Annotated in this window: 27 protein-coding genes and 1 pseudogene; 19 read left to right on the top strand and 9 right to left on the bottom strand. The window is 63.6% G+C overall.

What is annotated here, in order from left to right:
* Window positions 1–92: 92 nt before the first annotated feature.
* From M2432_RS02320 to M2432_RS02330, 3 genes are all read left to right on the top strand, one after another.
* Complete coding sequence (locus tag M2432_RS02320) at window positions 93–1,127, top strand: putative nucleotidyltransferase substrate binding domain-containing protein (protein WP_280825116.1); 1,035 nt, start codon at window positions 93–95, stop codon at window positions 1,125–1,127.
* Window positions 1,127–1,957, top strand: a complete 831-nt coding sequence (locus tag M2432_RS02325; RefSeq protein WP_280825117.1) for a Fic family protein — start codon at window positions 1,127–1,129, stop codon at window positions 1,955–1,957. The genes M2432_RS02320 and M2432_RS02325 overlap by 1 nt, the downstream gene beginning before the upstream one ends.
* 131 nt (window positions 1,958–2,088) lie before the next feature.
* On the top strand, window positions 2,089–2,565 hold the full coding sequence (locus tag M2432_RS02330; RefSeq protein ID WP_280825118.1) for a homocitrate synthase: 477 nt from the start codon (window positions 2,089–2,091) through the stop codon (window positions 2,563–2,565).
* 15 nt (window positions 2,566–2,580) lie between these two features.
* Here M2432_RS02330 and M2432_RS02335 read toward each other — a convergent pair whose 3' ends face one another.
* Window positions 2,581–4,062 carry a cytochrome P450 gene (locus M2432_RS02335; protein WP_280825119.1) on the bottom strand — a complete coding sequence of 494 codons (1,482 nt, stop codon included), beginning with the start codon at window positions 4,060–4,062 and terminating at the stop codon, window positions 2,581–2,583.
* Window positions 4,063–4,179: 117 nt separating this feature from the next.
* Between M2432_RS02335 and M2432_RS02340 the strand changes: the two genes are divergently transcribed.
* Window positions 4,180–4,812, top strand: a complete 633-nt coding sequence (locus tag M2432_RS02340; protein ID WP_280825120.1) for a TetR/AcrR family transcriptional regulator — start codon at window positions 4,180–4,182, stop codon at window positions 4,810–4,812.
* 9 nt (window positions 4,813–4,821) lie between these two features.
* Window positions 4,822–5,712: an SDR family oxidoreductase gene (locus M2432_RS02345; protein ID WP_280825121.1), complete on the top strand. Its 891-nt coding sequence runs from the start codon at window positions 4,822–4,824 to the stop codon at window positions 5,710–5,712.
* A gap of 16 nt (window positions 5,713–5,728) precedes the next feature.
* Here M2432_RS02345 and M2432_RS02350 read toward each other — a convergent pair whose 3' ends face one another.
* Genes M2432_RS02350 through M2432_RS02360 form a run of 3 tightly spaced genes read right to left on the bottom strand, consistent with a single transcriptional unit; the run spans window position 5,729 to window position 8,527 of the window.
* On the bottom strand, window positions 5,729–6,889 hold the full coding sequence (locus tag M2432_RS02350) for an AAA family ATPase (protein WP_280825122.1): 1,161 nt from the start codon (window positions 6,887–6,889) through the stop codon (window positions 5,729–5,731).
* Window positions 6,883–7,917 (bottom strand): DNA polymerase IV, encoded by a 1,035-nt coding sequence (locus tag M2432_RS02355; RefSeq protein WP_280825295.1) that lies wholly within the window; start codon window positions 7,915–7,917, stop codon window positions 6,883–6,885. Before M2432_RS02355 ends, M2432_RS02350 begins: the two co-directional genes overlap by 7 nt.
* 7 nt (window positions 7,918–7,924) lie before the next feature.
* A complete protein-coding gene (locus tag M2432_RS02360; protein ID WP_280825123.1) occupies window positions 7,925–8,527 on the bottom strand; it encodes a helix-turn-helix domain-containing protein in 603 nt (200 codons plus the stop codon).
* A gap of 102 nt (window positions 8,528–8,629) precedes the next feature.
* Between M2432_RS02360 and M2432_RS02365 the strand changes: the two genes are divergently transcribed.
* The 6 genes from M2432_RS02365 (at window position 8,630) to M2432_RS02390 (ending at window position 12,529) form a co-directional block, all read left to right on the top strand.
* A complete protein-coding gene (locus tag M2432_RS02365) occupies window positions 8,630–9,172 on the top strand; it encodes an NAD(P)H-dependent oxidoreductase (protein WP_280825124.1) in 543 nt (180 codons plus the stop codon).
* 236 nt (window positions 9,173–9,408) lie between these two features.
* Window positions 9,409–9,954 (top strand): sigma-70 family RNA polymerase sigma factor, encoded by a 546-nt coding sequence (locus M2432_RS02370; protein ID WP_280825125.1) that lies wholly within the window; start codon window positions 9,409–9,411, stop codon window positions 9,952–9,954.
* Window positions 9,951–10,649 (top strand): Rieske (2Fe-2S) protein, encoded by a 699-nt coding sequence (locus M2432_RS02375; RefSeq protein ID WP_280825126.1) that lies wholly within the window; start codon window positions 9,951–9,953, stop codon window positions 10,647–10,649. Before M2432_RS02370 ends, M2432_RS02375 begins: the two co-directional genes overlap by 4 nt.
* A 79-nt stretch (window positions 10,650–10,728) precedes the next feature.
* Window positions 10,729–11,184, top strand: a complete 456-nt coding sequence (locus M2432_RS02380) for a cupredoxin family copper-binding protein (RefSeq protein ID WP_280825127.1) — start codon at window positions 10,729–10,731, stop codon at window positions 11,182–11,184.
* 32 nt (window positions 11,185–11,216) lie between these two features.
* On the top strand, window positions 11,217–12,122 hold the full coding sequence (locus M2432_RS02385; protein ID WP_280825296.1) for a metallophosphoesterase: 906 nt from the start codon (window positions 11,217–11,219) through the stop codon (window positions 12,120–12,122).
* Window positions 12,122–12,529, top strand: coding sequence for a hypothetical protein (locus M2432_RS02390; RefSeq protein WP_280825128.1), 408 nt, complete (start codon window positions 12,122–12,124; stop codon window positions 12,527–12,529). Before M2432_RS02385 ends, M2432_RS02390 begins: the two co-directional genes overlap by 1 nt.
* Window positions 12,530–12,828: 299 nt before the next feature.
* Here the strand turns inward: M2432_RS02390 and M2432_RS02395 are convergent, their stop codons facing one another.
* The 3 genes from M2432_RS02395 to M2432_RS02405 form a co-directional block, all read right to left on the bottom strand.
* On the bottom strand, window positions 12,829–12,984 hold the full coding sequence (locus M2432_RS02395; protein ID WP_280825129.1) for a hypothetical protein: 156 nt from the start codon (window positions 12,982–12,984) through the stop codon (window positions 12,829–12,831).
* Between the two features lie 179 nt (window positions 12,985–13,163).
* Window positions 13,164–13,583, bottom strand: a complete 420-nt coding sequence (locus M2432_RS02400; protein WP_280825130.1) for a ChaB family protein — start codon at window positions 13,581–13,583, stop codon at window positions 13,164–13,166.
* Between the two features lie 81 nt (window positions 13,584–13,664).
* The gene (locus M2432_RS02405; RefSeq protein ID WP_280825131.1) at window positions 13,665–13,901 is read right to left on the bottom strand and encodes a hypothetical protein; all 237 of its coding nucleotides are present in this window, start codon (window positions 13,899–13,901) and stop codon (window positions 13,665–13,667) included.
* A gap of 426 nt (window positions 13,902–14,327) precedes the next feature.
* Between M2432_RS02405 and M2432_RS02410 the strand changes: the two genes are divergently transcribed.
* The 5 genes from M2432_RS02410 to M2432_RS02430 all read left to right on the top strand — a co-directional run bounded on the left by M2432_RS02410 (window position 14,328) and on the right by M2432_RS02430 (window position 18,709).
* On the top strand, window positions 14,328–14,801 hold the full coding sequence (locus M2432_RS02410; RefSeq protein WP_280825132.1) for a hypothetical protein: 474 nt from the start codon (window positions 14,328–14,330) through the stop codon (window positions 14,799–14,801).
* Window positions 14,802–15,279: 478 nt separating this feature from the next.
* Window positions 15,280–15,519: a glutaredoxin-like protein NrdH gene (gene nrdH, locus M2432_RS02415; RefSeq protein WP_280825133.1), complete on the top strand. Its 240-nt coding sequence runs from the start codon at window positions 15,280–15,282 to the stop codon at window positions 15,517–15,519.
* Window positions 15,520–15,553: 34 nt separating this feature from the next.
* A complete protein-coding gene (nrdI, locus tag M2432_RS02420) occupies window positions 15,554–16,018 on the top strand; it encodes a class Ib ribonucleoside-diphosphate reductase assembly flavoprotein NrdI (protein ID WP_280825134.1) in 465 nt (154 codons plus the stop codon).
* A 17-nt stretch (window positions 16,019–16,035) separates the two neighbouring features.
* Window positions 16,036–18,153: a class 1b ribonucleoside-diphosphate reductase subunit alpha gene (gene nrdE, locus M2432_RS02425; protein ID WP_280825297.1), complete on the top strand. Its 2,118-nt coding sequence runs from the start codon at window positions 16,036–16,038 to the stop codon at window positions 18,151–18,153.
* Window positions 18,154–18,292: 139 nt separating this feature from the next.
* Entirely contained in the window at window positions 18,293–18,709 is a 417-nt protein-coding gene (locus tag M2432_RS02430) for a hypothetical protein (RefSeq protein ID WP_280825135.1), read from the top strand.
* Between the two features lie 177 nt (window positions 18,710–18,886).
* On the opposite strand, the gene M2432_RS02435 is transcribed toward M2432_RS02430, so the two are convergent.
* Window positions 18,887–19,273, bottom strand: a complete 387-nt coding sequence (locus M2432_RS02435; protein WP_280825136.1) for a DUF5997 family protein — start codon at window positions 19,271–19,273, stop codon at window positions 18,887–18,889.
* Window positions 19,274–19,301: 28 nt separating this feature from the next.
* On the opposite strand from M2432_RS02435, the gene M2432_RS02440 reads away from it, so the two are divergent.
* The 3 genes and pseudogenes from M2432_RS02440 to M2432_RS02450 all read left to right on the top strand — a co-directional run bounded on the left by M2432_RS02440 (window position 19,302) and on the right by M2432_RS02450 (window position 22,303).
* Window positions 19,302–20,015, top strand: a complete 714-nt coding sequence (locus M2432_RS02440) for a LysR family substrate-binding domain-containing protein (protein WP_280825137.1) — start codon at window positions 19,302–19,304, stop codon at window positions 20,013–20,015.
* A gap of 293 nt (window positions 20,016–20,308) precedes the next feature.
* The gene (locus M2432_RS02445) at window positions 20,309–20,479 is read left to right on the top strand and encodes a hypothetical protein (RefSeq protein ID WP_280825138.1); all 171 of its coding nucleotides are present in this window, start codon (window positions 20,309–20,311) and stop codon (window positions 20,477–20,479) included.
* Window positions 20,480–22,303: pseudogene (locus M2432_RS02450) on the top strand (serine hydrolase). It abuts the gene before it with no gap.
* Window positions 22,304–22,366: 63 nt separating this feature from the next.
* On the opposite strand, the gene M2432_RS02455 reads toward M2432_RS02450, so the two are convergent.
* Window positions 22,367–23,545: a geranylgeranyl reductase family protein gene (locus M2432_RS02455; RefSeq protein WP_280825139.1), complete on the bottom strand. Its 1,179-nt coding sequence runs from the start codon at window positions 23,543–23,545 to the stop codon at window positions 22,367–22,369.
* Window positions 23,546–23,562 lie beyond the last annotated feature (17 nt).

A 23,562-nucleotide genomic window follows, 5' to 3' on the forward strand; every position in this document is an offset into this window, starting at 1 on the left:
CATGCGATAGGAATATCGGGGTTTGTTGTTGTGGGCATTTCCTCTTTGTGACAACTGTGTGACGCGATTCCCTGGAGGTAAAAATCGTGTGTATGGCCTCCCAGGAGTCCGGCGGCGAACAGTCGGCCGGCATTTACGGCGCAGTTCGACGTATCGATGCCGCTGTCGACGAGGCGACGTTGCGGGCCGGCATCGAGCTCGGACTGCAATCGGTGCGGGACGCGGCGCGTGCCCAGGTGTCGGCCGTCGACATCACAGCCGGCTGGTCACGGGTGCTGCGCGGCAGCATTGCCGCAGCGGTACGACTGACCGCGGTCGACCTACCGTGGACGTGGTTTGTCTCCGGCAGCGTCGCGCGCGGCGAGGCCATGGTTCGGTCCGATGTGGAGACCCTGATCGTGTTGGCCGACAGTGCTGACCAGGATGCCGACCAGCGCCCGGACCACGCCAATGTGCTGGCCCGGGCAGCCGAGGTGCACGCCTTGCTGGAGCGCTGCGGGGTACGTGCGGATGCCAACGGCGTGCTGGCCAGCCGCCGCCGGTTCTGCCGGACCAATGCGAGTTGGTTAGAGGGCATTGCGCGCTGGGCCGCGGATCCTTGGGAGGACCGAGGCGTCGTGATGACGGGCATACTGGCCGACGCGCGCGCGGTAACCGGCCCGTCTGATGACCTGTTGCGTGCGCAGGTGGTGCGGGCGGCCAGGGCCAATTACCCTGTGCGGCAGTATATGTTGCAGGATGCCACCACGCTTCGGGCGGTGTTCCCGTCGCGGCTGCGGATGCTGACCAACCAGTCCGACACGGTCGATCTCAAGCTCGCGGCGTTCGACCCGCTGGTGAAGATTGCGCGGTGGGCAGCACTGTCGGCCGGCTCGACGGCGGTCTCGACACTGGACCGGCTCGATGCGGCAGGTTCAGCGAATGTGCTTGACGACGACGATGTTTCGAGTCTGAAGGATTGCTTTACCTGGCTGCTGCGGTTCCGATGGACGTCGCGCACCGGCGATTCTGTGGTGGTGTCGCAGCTGCCGCCGAAGGACCGCGCCACCCTGCGGAGCGTGGCCCGGGAGGTGGCGGGCGTCAGCCGCAAGCTGACCTACCTCGCCTCGACGTCGGCGTTCCGCTGATGGGTGGCGACGACGATGCGACGGCTCTGGCAGCACACCGCGCCGTCGTGCAGACATTGGCCGTCCACCGCATCGAAGGGTGGCAGCCGCAACCGGTGCACATAGCAGATCTGGGTGCGTTGGCTGCTGGTGACGACCGGTTCGGTGACTATCTGGCTCGTTGGCGTGAGCGGTATCCGCCTGTAGCGGTGCGGCGCAAGTTGTTCCGTCGTGCGGTACCTTACCTGGTGCCTGGAACAACGGTGCTGCGCAACAACTTCGGCATCAATGACGCTGAAGACCTGGCAGCGCTCGAGTACATCGCAACCTCCGGGCGGATGGTGTTGCGGCACCTGAGCCTGACTGTGGCGGAACTGGATTTGCGTGCCATCCACCGCGAGCTGTTCGGCGACGTGTTCTCGTGGGCCGGGGAATACCGCACGGTCGACCTTCGGCGCGGCGACTCGGCTTTTGTCTGGCAGTCTGATGTGGTCGAGGCGATGTCTGAAATTCATTCGGCCGCAGCGATTTTGGCGGACATCGGCGCGCAGTACGACGATCCGCGGCTGGCCTGGGAGCTGAGCCGAATCTACTGCCGCTACAACCAGATTCACCCGTTCCGCGAAGGCAACGGACGTACCGGGATGGTGTTGCTACACGCGCTGGCCGCCCGCTGTGGCCGGGAGTTGGACCTGTCCGAGCTCACCCGATCCGACTGGTATGCCGCAGCCAAGGACAGCATGCCGCTGCACCGGGATGGCCGACCGAGTCACCGGCCGTTTCTGCCGCTGCTGAACAAGGCGATGAAGTCTGCCGAATCTGCCTTGACCGATCTGGTGGGCTGGGACTAGCCTCGGCGACCGTGCATCACATTCTCGTAGTAGCCAGCACCCACAGCGGGGTCTGATCCAGACCGACCCCTCGCTGTGGGTCGGAAGCTACTACCCGTCGGTCACTCCCTTTGTGCAGAGAAGACCGGCTCATGACCTCCACCATCTCGTCATCAAACCTGACCTCGACCTCGCGTTTTGCGGACCTGTTCGACCGCCCGTTGCCGCGCGACCTGCGCGACGACGCCGATTCGATGGGCCACGACGCGTTCATCGACCGGTACGGGCATCAGCATGGGCCGGTGCGCCTTGGCAACTGGGAGGCTCACGGTCGGTCGATCAGCGGCGTCGGTGACTACCGGGCGACGATCGCCGTCGGTAACCGAATTGCCACGTCGACTACGGCGGCGACCGGACCCATCGCGGCACTGACCGCGATGTTGCACGACAGCGGTGTCGCCCTGGAGGCGCTTCGGTTCCATCAGCTGCCTGCGGCAGGTGGCGCCACAGCGACCTTCATCTACGGCACTGATGGCGTGCACGACACCTGGGCGATGGGCTGGGCGCGTGACCCGGTTCAGTCGGCACTGCGTGCGATGGTCGCGTGCGCCAACCGGCTGGCGGCATAGTGCCGGTGAGGCGCCCTAAGAAATAGGTCGCAGCACAATAGGCATGCCGTCCACCGGCACCGCCATGCCGCCGTAGTCGTACCAGGGCTTGTAGCCCCGGCGTGGCAGCTCCAAGCGGTACCGGCGCAGCAGTCGGTGCATGACGGTCTTGATTTCCAGCTGACCGAACACCATGCCGATGCATTTGTGCGCGCCACCGCCGAACGGTGCGAACGCATACCGGTGTTTCTTGTGCTCACTGCGCGGTTCGGCGAAGCGTTCGGGGTCGAAGCGCTCTGGTTCGGTCCATAGCTCGGCCAGCCGGTGGTTGATCCCCGGCCAGGTCACCACATCGGTTCCGGCCGGGATGTAGTAGCCCAGCAGGTCGGTGTCCCGGACCGCTCGCCGGAAGTTGAACGGCAGCGGCGTCTGCATCCGCAGAGACTCGTTGATCACCAGGTCGTAGGTTTCCAGCTTTTCGAGCGCGTCGATGTCCAGCGGTGCATCGCCGATGCGCGCCGATTCGTCGCGGCAGCGGTCCTGCCACTCGGGGTTGGCTGCCAGGTGGTAGGCCATGGTGGTCAGCGTCGATGTCGTGGTGTCGTGCGCGGCCATCATCAGGAAGATCATGTGGGCGACGATCTGGTCGTCGGTGAAACTCCGCCCTTCCTCGTCCTCCGCGTGACAGAGCACGCTGAACATGTCGGAGCCCTCCGCGCTGCGCCGCTCTGCGATGGAACTGGAGAAGTAGTCCTCCAGCGTCTTGCGGGCCTGAATGCCGCGCCACCACGACAGCGGCGGCACCGGCTTGCGCACGATGGCGTTGCCGGCCCGGGTGGTGGTGGTGAAGGCGTTGTTGATGGTGGTGACCAGCTTGCGGTCGGTACCTGCCTCATGGCCCATGAACACCTCGGAGGCGATGTCGAGGGTGAGTTCCTTGACCGCGGGGTGGAAGAGGAATCGGGGGTCGTTGGCCACCCAGTCGTTGGCGAGCACCTTGGTGGCGACCGAATCGATGTGTGACACGTAACCGGCCAGCCGTGAGCGGGTGAATGCTTCCTGCATGATCCGGCGGTGGAACATGTGCTCGTCGAAGTCGAGCAGCATCAGACCGCCATCGAAGAACGGGCCGATGATCGGGTCCCAGGCGCGCTGAGAGAAGTCCTTGTTGCGGTTGGAGAACACCGCCTGGGTGGCATCCGGACCCAGCGCCATCACCGAAGACAGTGCGGGGGTTTGCGCGTAGTACACCGGGCCGTGCTTGCGGTACAGCTGCAGGATGAAGTCCGGGCCGCCGCGGAAGATCTCGATCATGTGGCCGATGATCGGTAGCCCCGAGTCACCCATGACCGGCTTGAGTCCGCTGCCTGCAGGCGGTTCAGCGAGGACGAACTGGTCCCAGTCCCTGTCCTTGAGTCGCTCCTCGATGAGCCCCATTCCGGGTACGGTTACCGGCGTCGGCTTGAGCCGGCGCATTGCCTGGTCAACGAGGTAACGCGGAGTGCTGATGGTCGCCATGTGCCGCTCCCGGTGCAGAAATTGTGGTGGATATCACCACCTGCGGCCATCTTGTCTGTAAAACTTGACGCATGTCAAGTTTTGAATGGGCGTGGCGTCGATGACATGGTGGGCGCCATGAGCGCCGAACCAGAGCCGGCAGGCAAAGGCCGCAGCCGTGGCGACCGTCAACGTGACGCGATCGTCCGAGCGGTCCGCGAACTGCTCGAGGAACGGCCGTTTGCCGAGCTGTCGGTCAGCACCATTAGTGAACGTGCCGGGGTTGCCAGGTCGGGGTTCTACTTCTACTTCGACTCGAAATATGCCGTGCTGGCCCGCATCGTTGCTGAGGCCATGGAGGAACTCGACGCGCTCACCCACAACTTCGCGCCGCGGCAGGCCGACGAGACTCCGGTGGATTTCGCCAAACGGATGGTCGGCAGCGCGGCGAAGGTGTTCGCCACCAATGACCCGATCATGTCGGCATGCACCATCGCGCAGAAGACTGATGCCGAAATCCGGGACTTGATGAACGATTTCGAGGACGCGGTGATCGACAAGATCGTCGGAGTGGTGCAGCAGGACGCCGGAGCCCGGCCGATTTCTTCCGACCTGCCGGCCTTGGTGCGCACCTTGACCGCGACGACAGCCATGACGCTGTCACACGACGCCGCGTTCGTCGGACGCGACGATGATCCGCGGCGTGCTGTCGAGATCATGGAACGGTTGTGGCTCAGCGCGTTGTGGGGTGGTGGCGACCTGCCTGTGTAGGGTCAGCCCATGACGCGTTGGAGCGGCTATGCCGGCAAGCGGTGCTTTGTGACGGGCGCCGCCAGCGGCATCGGACGGGCGACGGCGCTCAAGCTCGCCGAGCAGGGCGCGATTCTGTACCTGACTGACCGCGACGCCGCCGGCTTGGACCGGGTGGTCGCCGACGTTCGATCGCTCGGCGGACACGTGGCCGAGTACCGCGCCCTGGACATCTCCGACTACGAGCAGGTTGCAGCCTTTGCCGCGGACATCCACAGCCGGAACCCTGCGATGGACGTGGTGCTCAACATTGCGGGCGTCTCCGCGTGGGGGACGGTCAGCACGCTGACCCACGCCCATTGGCGTTCCATGGTTGATGTCAATCTGATGGGGCCCATCCACGTCATAGAGACCATGGTGCCGCCGATGGTGGCGGCCGGCAGTGGCGGGCGACTGGTCAATGTGTCGTCGGCGGCGGGCATCGTTGCGCTGCCGTGGCATGCGGCTTACAGCGCGAGCAAGTATGGGCTCCGCGGCCTCAGCGAGGTACTGCGATTCGATCTGGCCAGGCATCGCATCGGGGTCTCGGTGGTAGTGCCTGGCGCGGTGAAAACCCCACTGGTGCAAACGGTTCAGATCGTCGGCGTGGATCGTGACGACCCGAACGTGCGGCGTTGGGTGGACCGGTTCACCGGCCATGCCGTGACACCGGAGAAGGCCGCCGACCAGATTCTGTCCGGAGCGGCCAAGAATCGCTTCCTGATTTACACCTCGTCGGACATCCGCCTGCTGTATCTGTTCAAGCGCGTGGCCTGGCTGCCCTACAGCATGCTGATGGGCAGAGTGAACCTGCTGTTCACCCGAGCACTGCGCCCCAAGCGTGCGGAGGCCAAGAAGGTATTGGGTCCCAAATCCAGCTGATCGATCCCTTTGTGCATCAGCGCTTTCCCCAATCCCAAGCTGGCGCAGTGATCATCGTCTGACCATCGACCTGGGTCTCGCCCCACTGCTTGACCAACTCGACTTCGCTTGCGTCGCAGGCGATGAGCCGCCCGAGCAGCACCGACGAGTGGGTGACCACGACCACTTGGGTGCGGCGTGCGGCGACCGCGATCATGTCCGCGAGTGGGCACACCAGATCGGGGTGCAGCGAAGTTTCCGGCTCGTTGAGCACCATGAGCGCCGGTGGCGCCGTTGTCGACAGGGCAGCGCCCCACAACAGGAATCGCAGTGTGCCGTCGGATAATTCGGCCGCCCGCAAGGGTCGGAGCATGCCGCGCTGGTGCAGTTGCAGCTCGAAAAGTCCATCGCGGGCGGCGACCGACACCTCGGCTCCTTCGAACGCGTCGGCCACCGCTCGGGGTAGATCGTCGAATCCGGATTCCAGAATGGTTTGTACGGCGGCGGCAAGATCGGTGCCGTCATTGCCGAGCACCGGGGTGCGGGTGCCCACTTGGGGCTGACGGGCAGGGGCATGCCGGTCGACTCGGAAGCCGTCGTAGAACCGCCAGTCCCGCAATCGATCCCGAACCGCGTGCAATTCGGGCAGGGCGATCGGGTTGGCGTACTCGGCAAGCACGCTGCGGTAGGCGGGCAGCGAGCGGCTCAATTCATCGAAGCCCCGGCCGGAATCGGAAGCGACCTCGGCGTAATCCCGGGTGCGGCGCACCAGGGTGCTGCTGGGCCGAGGCACGGCGCCGGCGAACACCACCTCCCGCTTGATCTCCGGATCTCGGCCGAACATCGACTTATGTCCCGGGTCCTGTGGTAGACCCAGATCGATGAGGTAGCCGAAATCGGTTGCTGAGAAACCGAGTTCGAGTGACACCGGCCTGGTGCGGGCGGTGCCCTCGCTGACCCCGGTACGGCGTGCACCGCTGGTGTTCTCCGGTCCGGCCCACAGCACCGACTGCAGTCCGCCTTCACGGGCCAGGGAACTGATCACGTCACCGCGTCCGCAATCGGCCAGCAGTCCCAGTGCGCGGTACACCGACGACTTTCCGGTGCCGTTGGCTCCGGTCACGACAGTCAGTGCGGTCAGCGGCAGGACCACCTCTCGCAGCGACCGATACCCCCGGATCGCGATGGTGTTCAGCACGCGGGCATCTCCAACTCGAGTCGCACGCCCAGTAGCCGGATGGGCCGGTCCAGATCGAATTGATGCAACAGGTCCACGGCGGTGGCGATGATGGTGGCCTCCTCGGCGCCGGCGGCCGGCAGCTTCCGAATCTTGGTGCGGGTGAAGAAGGTTTTGGTGCGCACGGTTACAGCCACCCGCGTGACCACCCGGTTCTGCGTGACAATCTCGGCCAGGGTAGCGCGGGCCAGGTCGGTGACCGCCGCCGTCATCTCGGCGACGTCGGTAATGTCCTCGGGGAAGGTCACCACGTGGCTGCGCGATCGGGGAACCCACGGTTCAGTGCTCACCGTGGTATCGCCACCACCCTTGGCCAACAACAGGATCCATAATCCGGTGGATGGGCCGAAGGTCGATGTCAGGACGGTGGCGTCGGTAGCGGCCAGGTCAGCTACCGTGGTGATACCAAGGCCGACAAGCTTTTTCGCGGTCTTGGGGCCGACACCCCAGAGTGCTTCTACCGGTCGGTCGCCCATCAGCGCCATCCAGTTCTCCGCGGTGAGTGCGAAAACCCCGGCCGGCTTGCCGAATCCGGTGGCGACCTTGGCGCGCTGTTTGTTGTCGCTGATCCCGACGCTGCACGACAACCCGGTCTCGGCGGCGATGACGGTACGGATCTGTTCGGCCAGTTCGAACGGATCATCCACCGCTGCTCCGATGTACGCCTCATCCCAACCCCACACCTCGATGGGGTGGCCCAGGTCCCGCAGTAGTCCCATGACCTGTTCGGAGGCTTCGTCGTAGGCTGCCGAATCCGACGGCAGGAAGGTGGCCTGAGGGCACTTGCGTGCCGCCGTGCGCAAGGGCATGCCGGCGTGCACGCCGAATGCCCGGGCCTCGTAGGACGCGCAGGTGACGACCTTTCGGGGCTCGGTCGGATCGCCGTTGCCGCCGACGATCACCGGCAGGCCGACCAGTTCGGGGTGCCTGCGCAGTTCGACCGACGCCAGGAATTGGTCGAGGTCAACATGCAGGACCCAGGTCACCAGCCCGGCCTCAGGTTCCACAAAGCTTGCGCGCCAAGCTTTCCCACGCGTCTCCCTGGGCCTGCAAACTGCGACCGAGGTCGTCGTGCAGGTGGATCACGTAGTCGGCGTCGAGCAGGGCCAGTAGGGCGTCGCTCTGGGCGTCCAGATCGCCGGTGGTGCCTGCGGACTGCAGCAGCATCCGGACGTGAGTGTGCTGCACGGCAGCAGGCGCGTTGTAGCGGGCTTGCGGGTCGCGGGCGGCATCGGACAGTAGCGACCGGTGGTTCCACACGAATTGCAGCCGATCCCGGCCATACGCGCACAGACGCTGCAGCGGCGGTGCCCCGGGACCGAGCGGTGGCGGCCCGAACATGAACGCTCGCTGTTCGGCCTTCTCGTCCTCGTCCAGAAGGATGACCATGAGCCCGGCGCGACTGCCGAACCGGCGGAACAACGTGCCCTTGCCGACGCCGGCCTCGTTCGCGATGTCGTCCATGGTGACGGCGTCGGTGCCACGTTCATCGATTAGTCGGCGGGCGGCATCGAGCAGCAGCAACCGGTTTCGCGCCGCATCGCCGCGTTCGACGGGGGCGGCTTCGGTGATCGGCAGCCCGGTCAGCGCGTCGCTCATATTCGAACTTTAGCTCAGCCGGAACGAATCGGACTGAAGTCCGGTTACTGTGTGCGACGATCGGTTCGCTGGAACCGGCGACACACAAGCTAGGGGAAGAAAATGGCTGAAACGAAAGTCCTGGTCCTGGTTGGCAGTCTGCGGGCCGGCTCGTTGAATCGGCAGCTGGCCGAGGTGGCGGTCGAGTCTGCGCCTGCCAGCGTGACGGTGCGGGTGGCGGACTGGCTCGGTGACCTGCCCTTCTACAACGAGGATGTAGATACTCCGGAAACAGTGCCGGTATCGGTGGTGGAGTTGCGCAAGGTGGCCGCCGAGGCTGATGCAGTGCTGGCAGTGACGCCGGAGTACAACGGCACCATTCCCGCGGTGCTCAAGAACGTCATCGACTGGCTGTCGCGGCCTTACGGCAGCGGTGCGGTCGTCGGTAAGCCGCTCGCGGTGATCGGCACCTCGTTCGGTCAGTACGGCGGCGTGTGGGCGCACGACGAGACCCGCAAGTCGTTCGGTATCGCAGGTGCGGATGTGGTGGACGTCAAGCTGTCACTGCCCGCGCCGAAATTCGACGGCAAGCATCCGCGCGAGACCGCCGAGGTGGTCGAGGGGGTTCGTGATGTGGTGGCCAAGTTGGTGGCGGAAGTCGGCTGAGCCGATAATCGGACGGGGTCGGCTGAGCCGACAGATCGGGCGGGGTCGGCTGAGCCGACAGATCGGGCGGGGTCGGCTGAGCCGACAGATCGGGCGGGGGTCGGCTGAGCCGACAGATTTTGTCCAGTGAGTCGACGGATCGAGGTCGGCGGCGGACACTCGGTGTAACCCGGGCGGCTATCTACGGATTGAGGTGGCTACGGAGTGCCGGGCTGCACCGATGAGACGGGGCCGAGGTGTCCGCACAGCGCGATCCGGTGGACCGACCACCGCTACGCGTGGTGTCGTCGGATTCTTGCTATCCCGACTGGGAGGCCGTCTACCAGGACAACGCCAGGTGGGTGTACCGCACCATCTACGCCCGGGTGGGTAACCAGGCTGACGCCGAGGATCTCACCGCCGAAGTGTTCCTGGCCGCGCTGCGTCCGTTGCGGTTGACCGCCAGTGCCGCCGAGGTGCGGGCTTATCTGCGTAGTACTGCGCGCACCGTGCTGGCCGCGCACTGGCGCGAGACGATGGGTCGGGAGGTCACGGTGATCGAACCCGACACAGCTGCCCCGCCAGAGTCGGAGCAGTCCATCAGCACTGCGCCAGAGCGTGTCGCCGCCGTATTGGGCACTCTGCCGGACAACTACCGACGCATACTTGAGCTGCGATTCCTGCAGACCAAGTCGATACGGGAGTCTGCGGCTGAGCTCGGTGTCAGCGTCGCCAATGCAAAGGTGTTGCAGCACCGGGCATTACGACTGGCGGCGCAGATCAACGAGAAGGGCGAGCCATGAACGCGCGCAGGTTGCGTCGATACCTCGACGATTTGGTGCGCGGGCGCCGGCCGGGTGGCTTCCAGCCCGATGACTTCGATGCCGCGCAGGTGCGCACTGCGATCGACCTGCGCGCGGCCCGGCCCGGCGCGGACGAGCCGCGACCGGAATTCCTCGCGGACCTGCAGCACCGGCTCGCCGCGCAGTTCGACGCTCAGGTCCCGGCCGGCCGGCGGCACGCCAACCGGCGTCAGGTTGTCGTCGGCACATCGGCGGCTGCTGGTGCCGCGGTCGTCGCGGTGGCGGTTGATCGGGCCCTGGTGGGCGGTCGTGGGGCGCCGGCCAAGCCGGACACCGCGAGTGGCGAACTCATCCCGACTTCGGGCACCTGGCAGAAGGTCGCCGACAGCGCCGACGTGTCCGAGGGCACCATGCACCCGTTCGATCTGGGATCGGTAGTGGGATTCGTGCGGCGGGTGGACGGGACAGTGGAGGGTGTTTCCGGCGTCTGCACGCACCAGGGTTGCCGGCTGTGGTTCGACGCACCCGACGATCGGCTGCGGTGTCCGTGCCATTCCACCTCGTTCGCCACGGACGGTCAGGTGCTGACCCATCAATTGCCCATAGCGCCAAAAGCCCTGCCGAAGATCAATGTTCGCGAGGTCGACGGTGTGATCGAAGTCTTGGCGCCGGCCCTTCGCGGCGCGCCGGCGTGACGGTGTAACCCGCCGCCGTATCTCCAAGGGTGAGGGTGCGAAGGCGCACCTCTGCCCGACGACTACGGAGGTACCCGTCGTGTCGCGACGATCCCTGGCTGTGCTTTCCTTCGCAGCCGTGCTGCTGGCGGCGTGCTCATCACAGACGCCGCAAAGCTCAACTGCTACACCTGTTTTCAATCAGCCACCCGGTGCCACCCCGGGTCTGCAGGGGACCGGTTCGGCGCCCGCCATGGGCTCGATGAGCATGCCCACAACCGAACCCCGCAACCCAGAACCGGCCGGGCCCAACTCGGTCAATATCGACAACTTCGCATTCGCGCCGGCAACTCTGACAGTTGCTGTCGGCACGACGGTGACGTGGACCAACCACGATGAGGACCCGCACAACATCGTGGCCGAAGGCGGTCAGTTCCGCTCTCCGGCAATGGGTTCCGGCGCAACATTCAGCTATCTGTTCAGCGAGCCCGGTACTTTCGGCTACGTCTGCGGGATTCACCCGTTCATGCACGGGACCGTGGTGGTGACCCGATGAGCACCGATCCGACGAGCACCGATCAGCGCAAGATGAGCCGACGCCAGCTGATCCGTCACACCGCATGGTTCGGGGCGGCGGTCGGACTGACCGTCGCCGGTGGGGAAGTGCTCTCGCATGTCGCCGGCAGCCCGGCAGGAACGGCGCCGGCCAAACCGACCCTACGATTCGCGCAGGTCAGCGACAGCCACATCGGATTCACCGGCCCCGCCAACACCGATGTCAGCGGCTCGTTCACCCATGCCATCGACACCGTCAACGGTCTGGACTACACGCCGGACTTCGTCATCCACACCGGCGACCTGACTCACCTGGCCACCCCAGCTCAGTTCGATCAGGTCAAGCAGATGCTGACCGGTCTGCGTACACCGCACGTGTTTACCGTTCCCGGCGAACATGATTCGGCCGACGATGGCGGTGCCAAGTACCGTAAGGCGTTCGGGGCGGGAACCCGTGGTGACGGCTGGTACAGCTTCGACATCGCCGGGGTACATGTCATCGCGCTGGTGAACACACTCAACCTCAAGAAGCTCGGCCACCTGGGAGTCGATCAACTGGAATTCGTGGAAAAGGATGTCGCCCCGCTGTCAAGCGATACGCCCGTCGTCGTGTTCAGTCACATTCCGCTGTTCGCCATGTATCCCGACTGGGGTTGGGGCACCGATGACGCCACCCAGGCCCTGAGCTACCTACGGCGGTTCGCTTCGGTGACCTGTCTCAACGGGCATGTGCACCAAGTGTTCTCCAAGACCGACGGCAACATCACATTCCACAGCGGCACCACCACCGCCTATCCGCTGCCACAGCCCGGCCAGGCACCGGCACCGAAGCCGGTGACGCTGCCCGCGGGCAAGCTGCACGACGCGCTCGGTATCCGCGAGGTCAGTTACACCACCGGCCAGCACGCGTTGGCGCTCAAGGAACGGACCTTGTCGTGATGAGTACGGTCAGTCGCTGGGTGATCGCTGTTGCGATGTTGGTGAGCGGTCTGCTGCACGGCTACCTCTACGCACACGGGTACCGACAGATACCGGTGATCGGCGCCGGCTTCCTGGTCCAGGCCTCGGCGTTCTGCGCCGTTGCGGTGCTGCTGGCGGTCGGTGGCCCGCGGTGGTTCTGGTGGGTGTCAGGTGTGCTGTCGGCGGGTGCTCTGGTGGCGTTCGGATTGTCACGGACCGTTGGGTTGTTCGGATTCGTCGAGCGGGGCTTCGAACCGGCACCGTATGCGCTTTTGAGCGTCGTAACCGAAACGGTCGTTGTGCTGATGGTCGGGGTGGCCGCTTGTACTGCAGGTGCTCGACTGGTTCGCCGCCGCGACGACATCAGTCAGGCTTACTCCAGCTGAGCTCAGAGTCTGACTCGTCGCTCACCTCATTCGGAGACCGCAGATTGAGCCTGGTGCCCCGGGGTGAGGTCTTTGACATCGTGGAAGGACACCGGGGCGCGAGGGTCGTCAGAAATATGTCCGTCTTCATTACCGCCGCAACGGCTTCGGCGGCGGCGATCTGCACTTCCTCGGTTCCGTGCGGCTGCGCCACCATGTCGTGGTGAGCGGTGTTCGAACAGTTACTCGCCGACTCGCTGCGCCGGTCTTTAGTGGCTGGCTTTCCAGTGGCTTGGCACATCGGCATACGGCACGCGCACTCAGAACCACACCCGGCGTCCTGCTACCGGCCGGCCAACTGCACCGAGAATCCACAGAACCGCACCGATTACGATCAGAACGACTCCCACCGTATTCAGGATCGACAGTCCCAGAACGTATCCCAGAATGACCAATACGACACCCAAGATGATCATGGCATTTTCCCTTTCAGCAGTGCTGTTGACGTATCCGTCAGAAGCGATGGATTACGGGTACCCGGCCCAAACCACGGCCAAACCCTGGTCTTCCGCAGTGGTTCCCGAAAAGCATTCGGTCAGTACGTGTCTCGGCCTCACCTTCGGCTGGCTGCTCGCGCTGGTCACCTGTTGTGCGCTCAATGATTGCTACGAGACGCAGCGCGATTGGCTTTCTGGATCGCGTTGACGAGCCCTGCTTTGGTCATGGTCGATCTCCCGCGAATCTCAAGTCGGCGCGCAACCTCGAGCAGATACTTCTTGCTCGCTTTGGCGTTGACGCCCTCAGCGGTCGCTCCGTGTGCGTTGGGTCCGCCCGTGGTTGCTCGCTGATCAGAGGGGCCGGGTTGGTCTTTGGCCTCCCAGCGGTCGCCCACTTTTTCGTAGCTGTGTTTCAGCGCGGCATATGCGACGCGGTGGGCACGCTCGCCTTCTCCGTATGTGGCAACCGCTGAATCGTGCACCTTGGCAAAGGTGCGCTGCGCCTTGGGCCCCGAATTCTTTACAGTACTGGGTAATTCGTCCTGTATGGGCCGGCCTTGTTTGGTGGTCTTCGGCATGACGGATACTCCCTCCTTCTGGTGTGCACTGGAGATGGTCGGACGGCGCCCGGAGCGTTGCAATCAATCGGGACCACACCTTCAGAGGCGAGGATTGCCCATCCGCCGCTGCATGAGGTGTTGGTTGTGCACCAGTCTGTTGAGCAGCCACACTGAGCCGACAGTGGCAGCCACAACGGCCGCAATGATCGCGATGGACCCGACGTACAGACGGTCGGAGCTGAGGGCGATGAATCCTGTCAGCAGGCCGAAAAACGCCAAACCATAGGCGATTACAGTCGGCACGATCGTGGTGCGGGCCAAATTCTGGTCGGTCACCGCAACAGGCTCAGACTGGTCAGGTCGTGAATCGTGCATGCTGCCCCCAAACCGTCATCTTTTTCAGCACTCGATTCGGGCATGGGTACAGCCGCCTCCGACCGTCTGTCTGTAGGGACTGGCGGTGAATACCCGGTTAGGTCGGCGCCAAACCGCGCCGCTGATAGTGGAGGTGCAATACCGCTGGACCGCTAGGTGATTCGAGTGGAGTCCCTTGAGGTTTCGGTGATGGGCGATTGGATCGGGTAAGGCGGGTATCAAATCTCCAGCCGACTACGCAGCATCCATGACCCCGCCGGCGTGCCCTGGTGACCCTGTCGTCGCCGCTGACTGGGTGGTTGCGCGAAAACTGCTGTGAGTCAACGCATTTTGGCGATGAATCACCGTGGGCTCCCGATACTGCCCGAAGAATCAAGGAGATGTCAGATGGAAGGCCAGAAGTCCGATCCCGTCGACCATGCGCGTACTACTCGCAAACACGCCGGGGAGTCGATGAAATACGGTGCCAACGGCCTTGGGCTGATTCTCATCGCGATCGGGGTGGTGGCAGTCCTGGTGAGCCTGTCGACGGTTGCCGTCGGTCAGTCACTCGTCGGGGGTGTCGCAGCCTTGGTGGCATTGATTGCGTTTGTGGCCGGAGCGGTATGGCTCGGATCGATGCATCGGCGTGTGCGAGTGATGCAGGACCGGTGCTGCCGAGCATCCCGACGAGCAACAGGAGCCGCCGACCAGCTGACTGCACGTACCCAATGCGCCGACCCGAAAACCGGGCAGAGTTGGCGTATCCAGTGGTGCCATCCGGCATGCCAAACCTGCGGGTTGCTCGTACGCATGTTCGTGGGGCCGGGCGCCGCCGACTGCCGGTCAACCGTGCCCAAGCGGCGCGCCGAGCGCATCTGATCTGCTGCCGGTGGCTTGTTGGCTGGTGGCAGCTATAGCGTGTCGGTCGCCCGGAATTGTCAGTGCCTGGTGATAGACCAGTAGATGTGCCCCAGCACGAACCGCTACACAGCAAAAATGTGATGTGCGACACGCCGCGTGGGAGCGGTGTCGTGGGTGTTCGACCTGGGAATTTCACGAATGTGGTTCAGAACATGTTGTATCTGCTGGCAATGTCGGCCACTAGGTGTAGTGTTTGGAAGACCGACAGGCCCCCACAGATCGAGGGTCGACCGGGGTTGCGAAGTCAGGTGTGAACGGTTTTTCGGCCACATCTGAGGCGCGGTTCAGGTCGGCCGGACATCCGGGAATTTCGGGGGATAGCCGGGCCGCTGAAGGAAGTGACATTTCAGTGGTGAGCAGTACCCGAGTAGTTGCCAGTCAGAGTTAGTCAGCCAACGTCTTGAGAGCCTTCCAGGGGAAGAGGAGTCGAACCGAGATGACCGTCACCGTGTACACCAAGCCGGCATGTGTGCAGTGCAACGCCACCTACAAGGCGCTGGACAAGGCGGGCATCGCCTACCGGAAAATCGACATCAGCGTTGATGACGAAGCCCGGGACTACGTGATGGCGCTCGGCTACCTGCAGGCCCCGGTGGTGGTGGCCGGTGACGAGCACTGGTCAGGCTTCCGTCCGGACCGGATCAAAGCGCTCAGCGGGGCGGCGGTCAGCGCCTAGGGGGTCAATCAGCCAAGGAGAAGTGAGGAGAACGATGAGCAATCTCGTCTACTTCTCCAGCGTGTCGGAGAACACCCACCGCTTCGTGCAGAAGCTGGGCATCCCCGCCATTCGCATTCCATTGCACGGGCGCCTCGATGACGGGGTCATCACCGAGCCGTACGTGCTGGTGCTCCCGACCTATGGCGGCGGGCGAGCCACCCCCGACATCAACGACGGTGGTTATGTACCCAAGCAGGTCATCGCGTTTCTCAACAACGAGCACAACCGCTCATTGATCCGCGGCGTTATTGCCGCTGGCAACAACAACTTTGGTGCCGAGTTCGCTTATGCGGGCAATGTGGTCTCCCGTAAATGCGGGGTGCCGTTCCTGTACCGCTTCGAACTGATGGGGACCCCGGATGACGTGGACGCCGTTCGAGAGGGCCTGGCCAATTTCTGGGAAGAATTCTGGAAGGAACAGACGTGTCACCAACCGTCGCAGCTGCAGAACCAGTAGCCGCCACCTCGCATGCATTGCCGGGGGAGAGCGACTACCACGCGCTCAACGCGATGCTCAATCTGTACGACAAGGACGGCAAGATTCAGTTCGACAAGGATGTGCTGGCCGCACGTGAGTACTTCCTGCAGCACGTCAACCAGAACACGGTCTTCTTCCACAGCCAGGACGAGAAGCTCGACTACCTAATCGAGAAGGAGTACTACGAGCGCGAAGTGCTCGACCAGTACAGCCGCAACTTCGTGAAGAGCCTGCTGGACCGGGCGTACGCCAAGAAGTTCCGCTTCCCGACGTTTTTGGGCGCGTTCAAGTACTACACCAGCTACACGCTGAAGACGTTCGACGGCAAGCGCTACCTGGAGCGCTTCGAGGACCGTGTGGTGATGGTGGCCCTGACGCTGGCCGCCGGTGACACCGACCTGGCCGAGAAGCTGGTCGACGAGATCATCGACGGCCGGTTCCAGCCGGCTACCCCGACGTTCCTCAACTCGGGCAAGAAGCAGCGCGGCGAGCCGGTGAGCTGCTTCCTGCTGCGCATCGAGGACAACATGGAGTCCATCGGGCGCTCCATTAACTCGGCTCTGCAGCTGTCCAAGCGCGGCGGCGGAGTTGCGTTGCTGCTCAGCAACATTCGCGAACACGGCGCGCCGATCAAGAACATCGAGAACCAGTCCTCGGGCGTCATCCCGATCATGAAGCTGCTGGAGGATTCGTTCTCCTACGCCAACCAGCTCGGCGCGCGCCAGGGTGCCGGTGCGGTGTACCTGCACGCGCATCACCCGGACATCTATCGGTTCCTGGATACCAAGCGGGAGAACGCCGACGAGAAGATCCGGATCAAGACGCTGAGCCTCGGCGTGGTGATCCCGGACATCACCTTCGAGCTGGCCAAGAAGAACGACGACATGTACCTGTTCTCGCCCTACGACGTCGAGCGTGTCTACGGCCTGCCGTTCGCCGACATCAACGTCACCGAGAAATACTACGAGATGGTCGACAACGGAGCCATCCGTAAGACCAAGATCAAGGCTCGCGAGTTCTTCCAGACTCTGGCTGAGTTGCAGTTCGAGTCGGGCTACCCGTACATCATGTACGAGGACACCGTGAACCGGGCCAACCCCATCGCGGGCAAGATCACCCACTCGAACCTGTGCTCGGAAATCCTGCAGGTCTCGACGCCGTCGATCTTCAACGACGACCTGTCCTACGCCAAGGTGGGCAAAGACATCTCGTGCAACCTGGGTTCGCTGAACATCGCCAAGACCATGGATTCACCGGACTTCGCGCAGACCATCGAGGTGTCGATCCGCGCGCTGACCGCGGTGAGCGATCAGACCCACATCTGGTCGGTGCCGTCGATTGAGCAGGGCAACAACGATTCTCATGCCATCGGCCTGGGGCAGATGAACCTGCACGGCTACTTGGCCCGGGAACGGATTCACTACGGGTCCGAAGAGGGCATCGACTTCACCGATATCTACTTCTACACGGTGCTCTTCCACGCACTGCGGGCGTCGAATCTCATTGCGATAGAACGTGGTAAGCGTTTCGGCGGGTTCGAGAACTCGAAGTACGCCAGCGGCGAGTTCTTCGACAAGTACACCGAGCAGGTGTGGGAGCCGAAGACCGACAAGGTGCGCCAGATTTTCGCAGACGCCGGCATTCACATTCCGACGCAAGATGATTGGCGCTCGTTGAAGGAGTCCGTGCAGACGCACGGCATCTACAACCAGAACCTTCAGGCCGTCCCGCCGACGGGGTCCATCTCGTACATCAACCACTCGACGTCGTCGATCCATCCGGTGGCGTCGAAGATCGAAATTCGCAAGGAAGGCAAGATCGGCCGGGTTTACTACCCGGCGCCGTACCTGACGAACGACAACCTGGAGTACTACCAGGACGCGTATGAGATCGGCTACGAGAAGATCATCGACACCTACGCCGCTGCGACTCAGCATGTGGACCAAGGGCTTTCGCTGACGCTGTTCTTCAAGGACACCGCGACGACCCGCGACGTCAACAAGGCGCAGATCTACGCGTGGCGCAAGGGCATCAAGACGCTGTACTACATCCGACTGCGGCAGATGGCGCTGGAAGGCACTGAGGTCGAGGGTTGCGTGTCCTGCATGCTCTAGGCACGCGGGTAGTGAACTGAGTGATGCCCAAGCGCGGGAAAGTACGCGCGGAGTCCGACAGCAACGGGGTGCCGTATCTGCGCAGCAGCTCCGGACCACCTCCGTGACAGAACGTAGATGGTCCGGAGCGGAGACGGGTGTGGGGTCGTCCGAATGGCCGATACCCACGACGACACCGTCATGGCAGCGTGATCCCGGTCCGTACGACCCGTATTCCGAAGGGGCTGAACACATGAACTGGGCGAAGAAGGTTGCCACGAGCTGTGCTGGTGTCGCGGCGGTGATCAGCCTCGGTGCCGCGCCGGCCGCGCACGCCGAGACGATGCTCGGTGGCGTCGACGTCAACGCCTGGTGCAAATCGTTTGTGGGCGCGACCGAACTCAGCGGGATCCGGTATGACCCCAGCAACGCCTATTCGTGGCGATGCACCTACCTCGACCTCTCCTGGCGCGACGTTGATATGAACGCTGCGTGCGACCTCCAGTACGGCGGCGGCGCATACTCTCGGCCACTCAACAAACACGATGCACGGTCGTGGCGTTGCTTTCGCGGGTGATCTCGCGCCGGTGATTGCATAGCGCTCGCTTCCGAACCCGCGCTGCGCACCGGCCGCAGGGCTGGTCGTGGCTAGGGTCCGCATGGCTCTCTTTGAGCACGCGGTGCCGAGTCCGAACCCGCCGAGAGTCGCTTTCGGCCGTGGTGCAGCAACAGACGACACCCGGAGGAAATAGACTCAGCTCTCGCGAGCCTGGTCCGCATGCAGTGCCTTCACGCGACGTTGCTCGCGCAACACTTCCTGGTAGCTCTCGCGTTCGATGACCAGCCAATCCGGCTTCTCCTCGAGCAGTTGATTGATCTGCTCGGTGGTGAGCGCCTTCTCGACGCCGCCGCGCGCAAGACCGGCGATAGAGACGCCCAACTTCGCGGCCACGAGGTTCTTCGGGTGGGGTCCGTTCCTGCGGAGGTCCTTGAGCCACTGCGGCGGATCGTCCTGTAGGGCGGCGAGCTCGGCGCGGGTGATCGCGTTCTCCTGGAACTCCGCAGGCGTCGCGGGCAGGTACACGTCCAGCTTCTTGGCCGCCGTGGCGGGTTTCATGGACTGCGCGTTTGGCCTGCTCATGACTTCAGCCTATCGGTAACCTGATGCCGTGACCCCGATCCGCCTCACCCTCGGGTACGTCCCTGGTGGGACGCCCGCCAAGTGGGCTCGGATCTGGGCGGAACGGCACCCCGATACTCCGTTGCAATTGCATGCCGTCGCCGCGGCGGAAGCGGCCGCCGCAGTGCGGGCCGGCACCGTTGACGTGGCGTTGCTCCGACTGCCGGCTGACACGTCCGGGCTGGCCGTCATCCCGCTCTACGAGGAGACGGCGGTGGCCGTGGTGCCGACCGATCACCTTCTCAGCGCCGTCGACGAGATCACCGCTGCGGACCTCGACGGCGAGCCGACGCTGCTGCCACTGGACGACGTCGTCAGCTGGACGGACGCTCCCGGCACCCCGGTCGACCATCGACCCGAAACCACCGAGGACGCAATAGAACTCGTCGCCGCAGGGATGGGCGCACTCATCGTTCCCCAGTCACTGGCCCGGCTGTATCACCGCAAGGACCTCACGTATCGCCCCATCACCGACGCGCCGACCTGCCCTGTGGCGCTTGCCTTCCCGGAAGGGCCGCAGCCGGAGCTGGTCGAGGAGTTCATCGGGATTGTGCGGGGCCGCAAAGCTAGTTCGTCGCGCGGGCAGGCCGAGCCGGCGCCGAAACGCACCGCGCGGGAGAAGACCCTCGCGAAGCAGGCCGCTCGCGCAGCCGCGGGTAAGGTCGCCCGCAAGCCGGGCCGTGCCACGCGCGGTCGACGCTGACGTAAGACGCTGACGCAACTGGTAACACTCGAATTTCTTAGGTCCCAGTAACTGCAGCACGTGTCGAGGACTGTGGTGTGTACACCCTCGAATCCGGCGGCACGCCCCCGTACAAACACAAGTAGCGGCTACGCCAGGTGGCTCAGCCAAGCGATATGCCGCTCCACATGACAACGCTGTTTTCGCAGCCGTGAAGGCCGATCGCGCGACTGACACAGCATCACATTCAAGAACCTCCTTGCATCTGCCGAATCAGCTCGGCAGATGCGAAGCCCGACAGTAGGGAATCGACCATGACCGACTTCGTTGCCTGGCACAACATCGACTCACACACTCTGCAAACGCATTTCAATACCTACTATCCCAAGGGCTATCGCTTCGAATCGTTGTCGATCTACGGTCCGACCAACGCCCCGATGTTTGCGGCAGTGATGGTTAACCGCCCCAATCCCGTTCCGCAGTAGGTGGAATGGGGCTACAACGCGCATGACTATCAAGCGTTCTTCGACAAATATGCAGCCGAGGGTTACGGCCAGGCCCTTCTGTCGGTGACCGGGTCAGCGAGCGACCCGCTGTTTGCCGCAGTGTGGCAACCGATGTCGCCGATACCGCTGACCAGATTCGGATTGACCGCCGATGAGCTGGCCACCATCTATAACGATGCCCGCCTCGACAGCGCCGGCGACGTCTTCGCGTCGACGACAATGCCTCTGTCGCTCGATGTCTACGGGACACCCGGCAACCGTCGATATGCCGTTGTCATGGTGCCGAACGCCGCATCGACGGCGTGGAACGGCGACGGCACCGACGACTCGTCCGCCGACTATCAGACCCGCTTCAACGTGCAGACCTCGGTCGGTGGCCGGCCGTACCTCGTATCACCCACTGGGGACGGCGATTACGCGTCGGTGTTCCGTGACGACCAAATCGGTGATTGGCAGGCTCGTCATGGCCTGACGGCCGCGCAATACCAGCAGACCTTCGACTCGCTGACCGCCAAAGGGCTATATCCGATCGAGGTGCAAGGCGGCGGAGTCGGTGACAGAGTTCGGTTCGCGGCGGTATTCGCCGCTACCAACCGGATCACCCCCCGCGTTTTCAGCGTCGCCGGATCACCCACCTCCACCAAGAACGACCCCTACGACGCCGCGATGCATAACGTGATGACAACCTACGGCATCCGCCACGCTTCGCTTGCCCTGGTGAAGGGCAGCCGGTTGGTACTGGCCCGCGGATACACGTATGCAGAACCGGGATATCCAGCAGCACAACCGATTACCGCCTTCCGGCAGGCAAGCTGCAGCAAAACCGTCACCGCGATTCTCATCCATCAGCTGGTGCACGAGGGCAAACTGAACCTGTCCGACACGGTTCAGAGCATCCTGAACCTCAAGCCGCCCAACGGTACTCCGCTGGCCAAGAACTTCTCCAACATCACCGTTGAACATCTCCTCGACCACAACTCCGGAGTGCCGACAAACGTTGCCGATACGACGATCCTGTCGGCGTTCCTGGGAGCGAAGCTTCCGATCACTCCGGCTCAGTTCAGTTCGTGGCTTGCCGGACAGCCGTTGACGGGGACCCCGGGGTCCGCAGCTGCCTGGCAGTACAACAACTTTGGCTAGATGTTGCTCGGGCAGATCGTGGCCAAGAAGCGCGGAATGTCATTCATCGAAGCTGTGGCGAAGTATGTTGCTAATCCGTTGGCGTTGAAGCGCATCCGGCTATCCGTTGGTCCGCTGAGCGGCCAGGCCCAGGACGAGGCCCGGTACACATGTGTCACGATGCCCGTCGTCCACAGCGTGGTTGACGCCAATCAACGCTTGGTTCCCAACGGGTACGGCAATGCGAACTATGCTGTCGATGGCCCAGCGGGTGAAATCTCGGCGGCTGCGGTCGATATGGCACGCGTCCTCGCCGCGCTGAATCTGCCTGCCGCGGATAACCCGTTACTCAACCCAAACGAGATCAACGCGATGTTCACGGCCGCAACCGCGACCTTCACCAACACACAAGGTCAGGTCCAGGGCAAGCGGGGACACGGCTGGGACTCCTGCAATATGGAATCCGGCGGCGGTTTCTACGCGCAGAAGGGAGGGGAATGGGTGAACAGCCAAAGCTGTATCCGGTACTCGGCCAATGGAATCAGCATGGCAGTTGCATGGGCGCACTGGGAGGTCAATGGCGATTGGTACCCGAACTTCCCAGAGGTGATCAACACCGCTGAAGCAGCGGACTGGGGAACGACGGACCTGTTTCCCAGCTTTGGCATGCCGAAGCTGACGTAGCGACGAATAGCCCGTCTTGCACCAGAAACGCGAAAAAGCTTGCAATAATTAGCTTTTGGGCGCTCAGGTATGGCTGGGGCTCTGGGCCTTCTTGTACAACGACTTCAGCAGCATGTCGCGGAACGTGTGGTTGTCCAACGCTTTCAGGCCGGCGCCGGCAATTGCGGGAATCCCCGCGAGCTTGTTGAAGAAGCGGCCGCGGCGGTACTCCCGGCCCCACGCGGCCTGCATGCGCTGCGCGTAATTCGAGAAATCGTCGGGCCCGTCGTTGGCCAGCGCCGCGATGGCGCATTCGCCTGCGGTCAAACCGGATTCGAGCGCCTTGGAGATGCCGGCACCGGACACGGGCTTGCCGGCACCCAGTGAGTCGCCGACAAACAGCACTCCGGGACGCCACGGCGGCCAGGCCGTGAACCCCATGGGCAATCGCCAGGCGCGCACACTCTTGTTCTTCTTGAGCTCATCGATCGACGGCAGTTCCCATTCGGAGGGCAGGGACTGCAGGAATTCGCCGAGGAACTGAGTCGCGTTGATCGACTGCCAGTTCTTGTAGCTGTTGACGTAACCCAATCCAATGTTGAAGGTGCCGTTGCCCATTGGGAACACCCAGCCGTACCCGGGCAATTGGTCGCCCTGGAACAGCAACTTCAGATAGATGTCCAGGCTGTCCGAGTCGGCCCGGTTGGCCGGCATTTCGGCGCGAATAGCGATGGCCGAGTAGCCGTTACACTCCGAGTCGATCTTGAGGGCTCGTTTGATGGGGGAGTAGGCGCCATCGGCGGCGATCACCGCGTCGCCATGAACCTTTTCGCCGCTCTTGAGGACAACGCCGGTGACGCGGCCCGTCCTGTCCAGTTCGGGCCCGGCTACCTCGGCGCCCTGGCGAATCTCGGCACCGGCCACGCCGGCATGGTCCAGCAGCAAGGTGTCCAGCCGGGTGCGGCTGACGGTGCAGCCATGGTCGGGCATCCCGGGCCGGCGCGGAAACGACAGCTCCCACTCCCGCGGGCTGAACACCGTCACCCGGTTGACCCGATGGAAACTGGCCACCTGTTCTGACAGGCCCATTTTCTGCAGGTAGCTGACACCGCGTGCGGTGAGCCCGTCTCCGCACGGTTTATCGCGAGGGAACACCGCCTTGTCGAGAACGATGACGCTGGCGCCGGTCTGCGCGGCCTGCCATGCGGCCGCGGACCCAGACGGGCCGCCGCCGCAGATGACGAGGTCATATTGCTTAACCATGTAGTCAATTCCCTGTG

Source organism: Mycobacterium sp. OTB74 (assembly GCF_029892685.1).
Classification (GTDB): domain Bacteria; phylum Actinomycetota; class Actinomycetes; order Mycobacteriales; family Mycobacteriaceae; genus Mycobacterium.

Coding starts and splice junctions, on each gene's coding strand:
- M2432_RS02390 (WP_280825128.1), top strand. CDS start 12,122: ATGAGTACGGTCAGTCGCTGGGTGATCGCTGTTGCGATGTTGGTGAGC.
- M2432_RS02320 (WP_280825116.1), top strand. CDS start 93: ATGGCCTCCCAGGAGTCCGGCGGCGAACAGTCGGCCGGCATTTACGGC.
- M2432_RS02435 (WP_280825136.1), bottom strand. CDS start 19,273: ATGAGCAGGCCAAACGCGCAGTCCATGAAACCCGCCACGGCGGCCAAG.
- M2432_RS02455 (WP_280825139.1), bottom strand. CDS start 23,545: ATGGTTAAGCAATATGACCTCGTCATCTGCGGCGGCGGCCCGTCTGGG.
- M2432_RS02335 (WP_280825119.1), bottom strand. CDS start 4,062: ATGGCGACCATCAGCACTCCGCGTTACCTCGTTGACCAGGCAATGCGC.
- M2432_RS02395 (WP_280825129.1), bottom strand. CDS start 12,984: ATGATCATCTTGGGTGTCGTATTGGTCATTCTGGGATACGTTCTGGGA.
- nrdH (WP_280825133.1), top strand. CDS start 15,280: ATGACCGTCACCGTGTACACCAAGCCGGCATGTGTGCAGTGCAACGCC.
- M2432_RS02325 (WP_280825117.1), top strand. CDS start 1,127: ATGGGTGGCGACGACGATGCGACGGCTCTGGCAGCACACCGCGCCGTC.
- M2432_RS02400 (WP_280825130.1), bottom strand. CDS start 13,583: ATGCCGAAGACCACCAAACAAGGCCGGCCCATACAGGACGAATTACCC.
- M2432_RS02330 (WP_280825118.1), top strand. CDS start 2,089: ATGACCTCCACCATCTCGTCATCAAACCTGACCTCGACCTCGCGTTTT.
- M2432_RS02410 (WP_280825132.1), top strand. CDS start 14,328: ATGGAAGGCCAGAAGTCCGATCCCGTCGACCATGCGCGTACTACTCGC.
- nrdI (WP_280825134.1), top strand. CDS start 15,554: ATGAGCAATCTCGTCTACTTCTCCAGCGTGTCGGAGAACACCCACCGC.
- M2432_RS02345 (WP_280825121.1), top strand. CDS start 4,822: ATGACGCGTTGGAGCGGCTATGCCGGCAAGCGGTGCTTTGTGACGGGC.
- M2432_RS02365 (WP_280825124.1), top strand. CDS start 8,630: ATGGCTGAAACGAAAGTCCTGGTCCTGGTTGGCAGTCTGCGGGCCGGC.
- M2432_RS02445 (WP_280825138.1), top strand. CDS start 20,309: ATGACCGACTTCGTTGCCTGGCACAACATCGACTCACACACTCTGCAA.
- M2432_RS02385 (WP_280825296.1), top strand. CDS start 11,217: ATGAGCCGACGCCAGCTGATCCGTCACACCGCATGGTTCGGGGCGGCG.
- M2432_RS02375 (WP_280825126.1), top strand. CDS start 9,951: ATGAACGCGCGCAGGTTGCGTCGATACCTCGACGATTTGGTGCGCGGG.
- M2432_RS02340 (WP_280825120.1), top strand. CDS start 4,180: ATGAGCGCCGAACCAGAGCCGGCAGGCAAAGGCCGCAGCCGTGGCGAC.
- M2432_RS02360 (WP_280825123.1), bottom strand. CDS start 8,527: ATGAGCGACGCGCTGACCGGGCTGCCGATCACCGAAGCCGCCCCCGTC.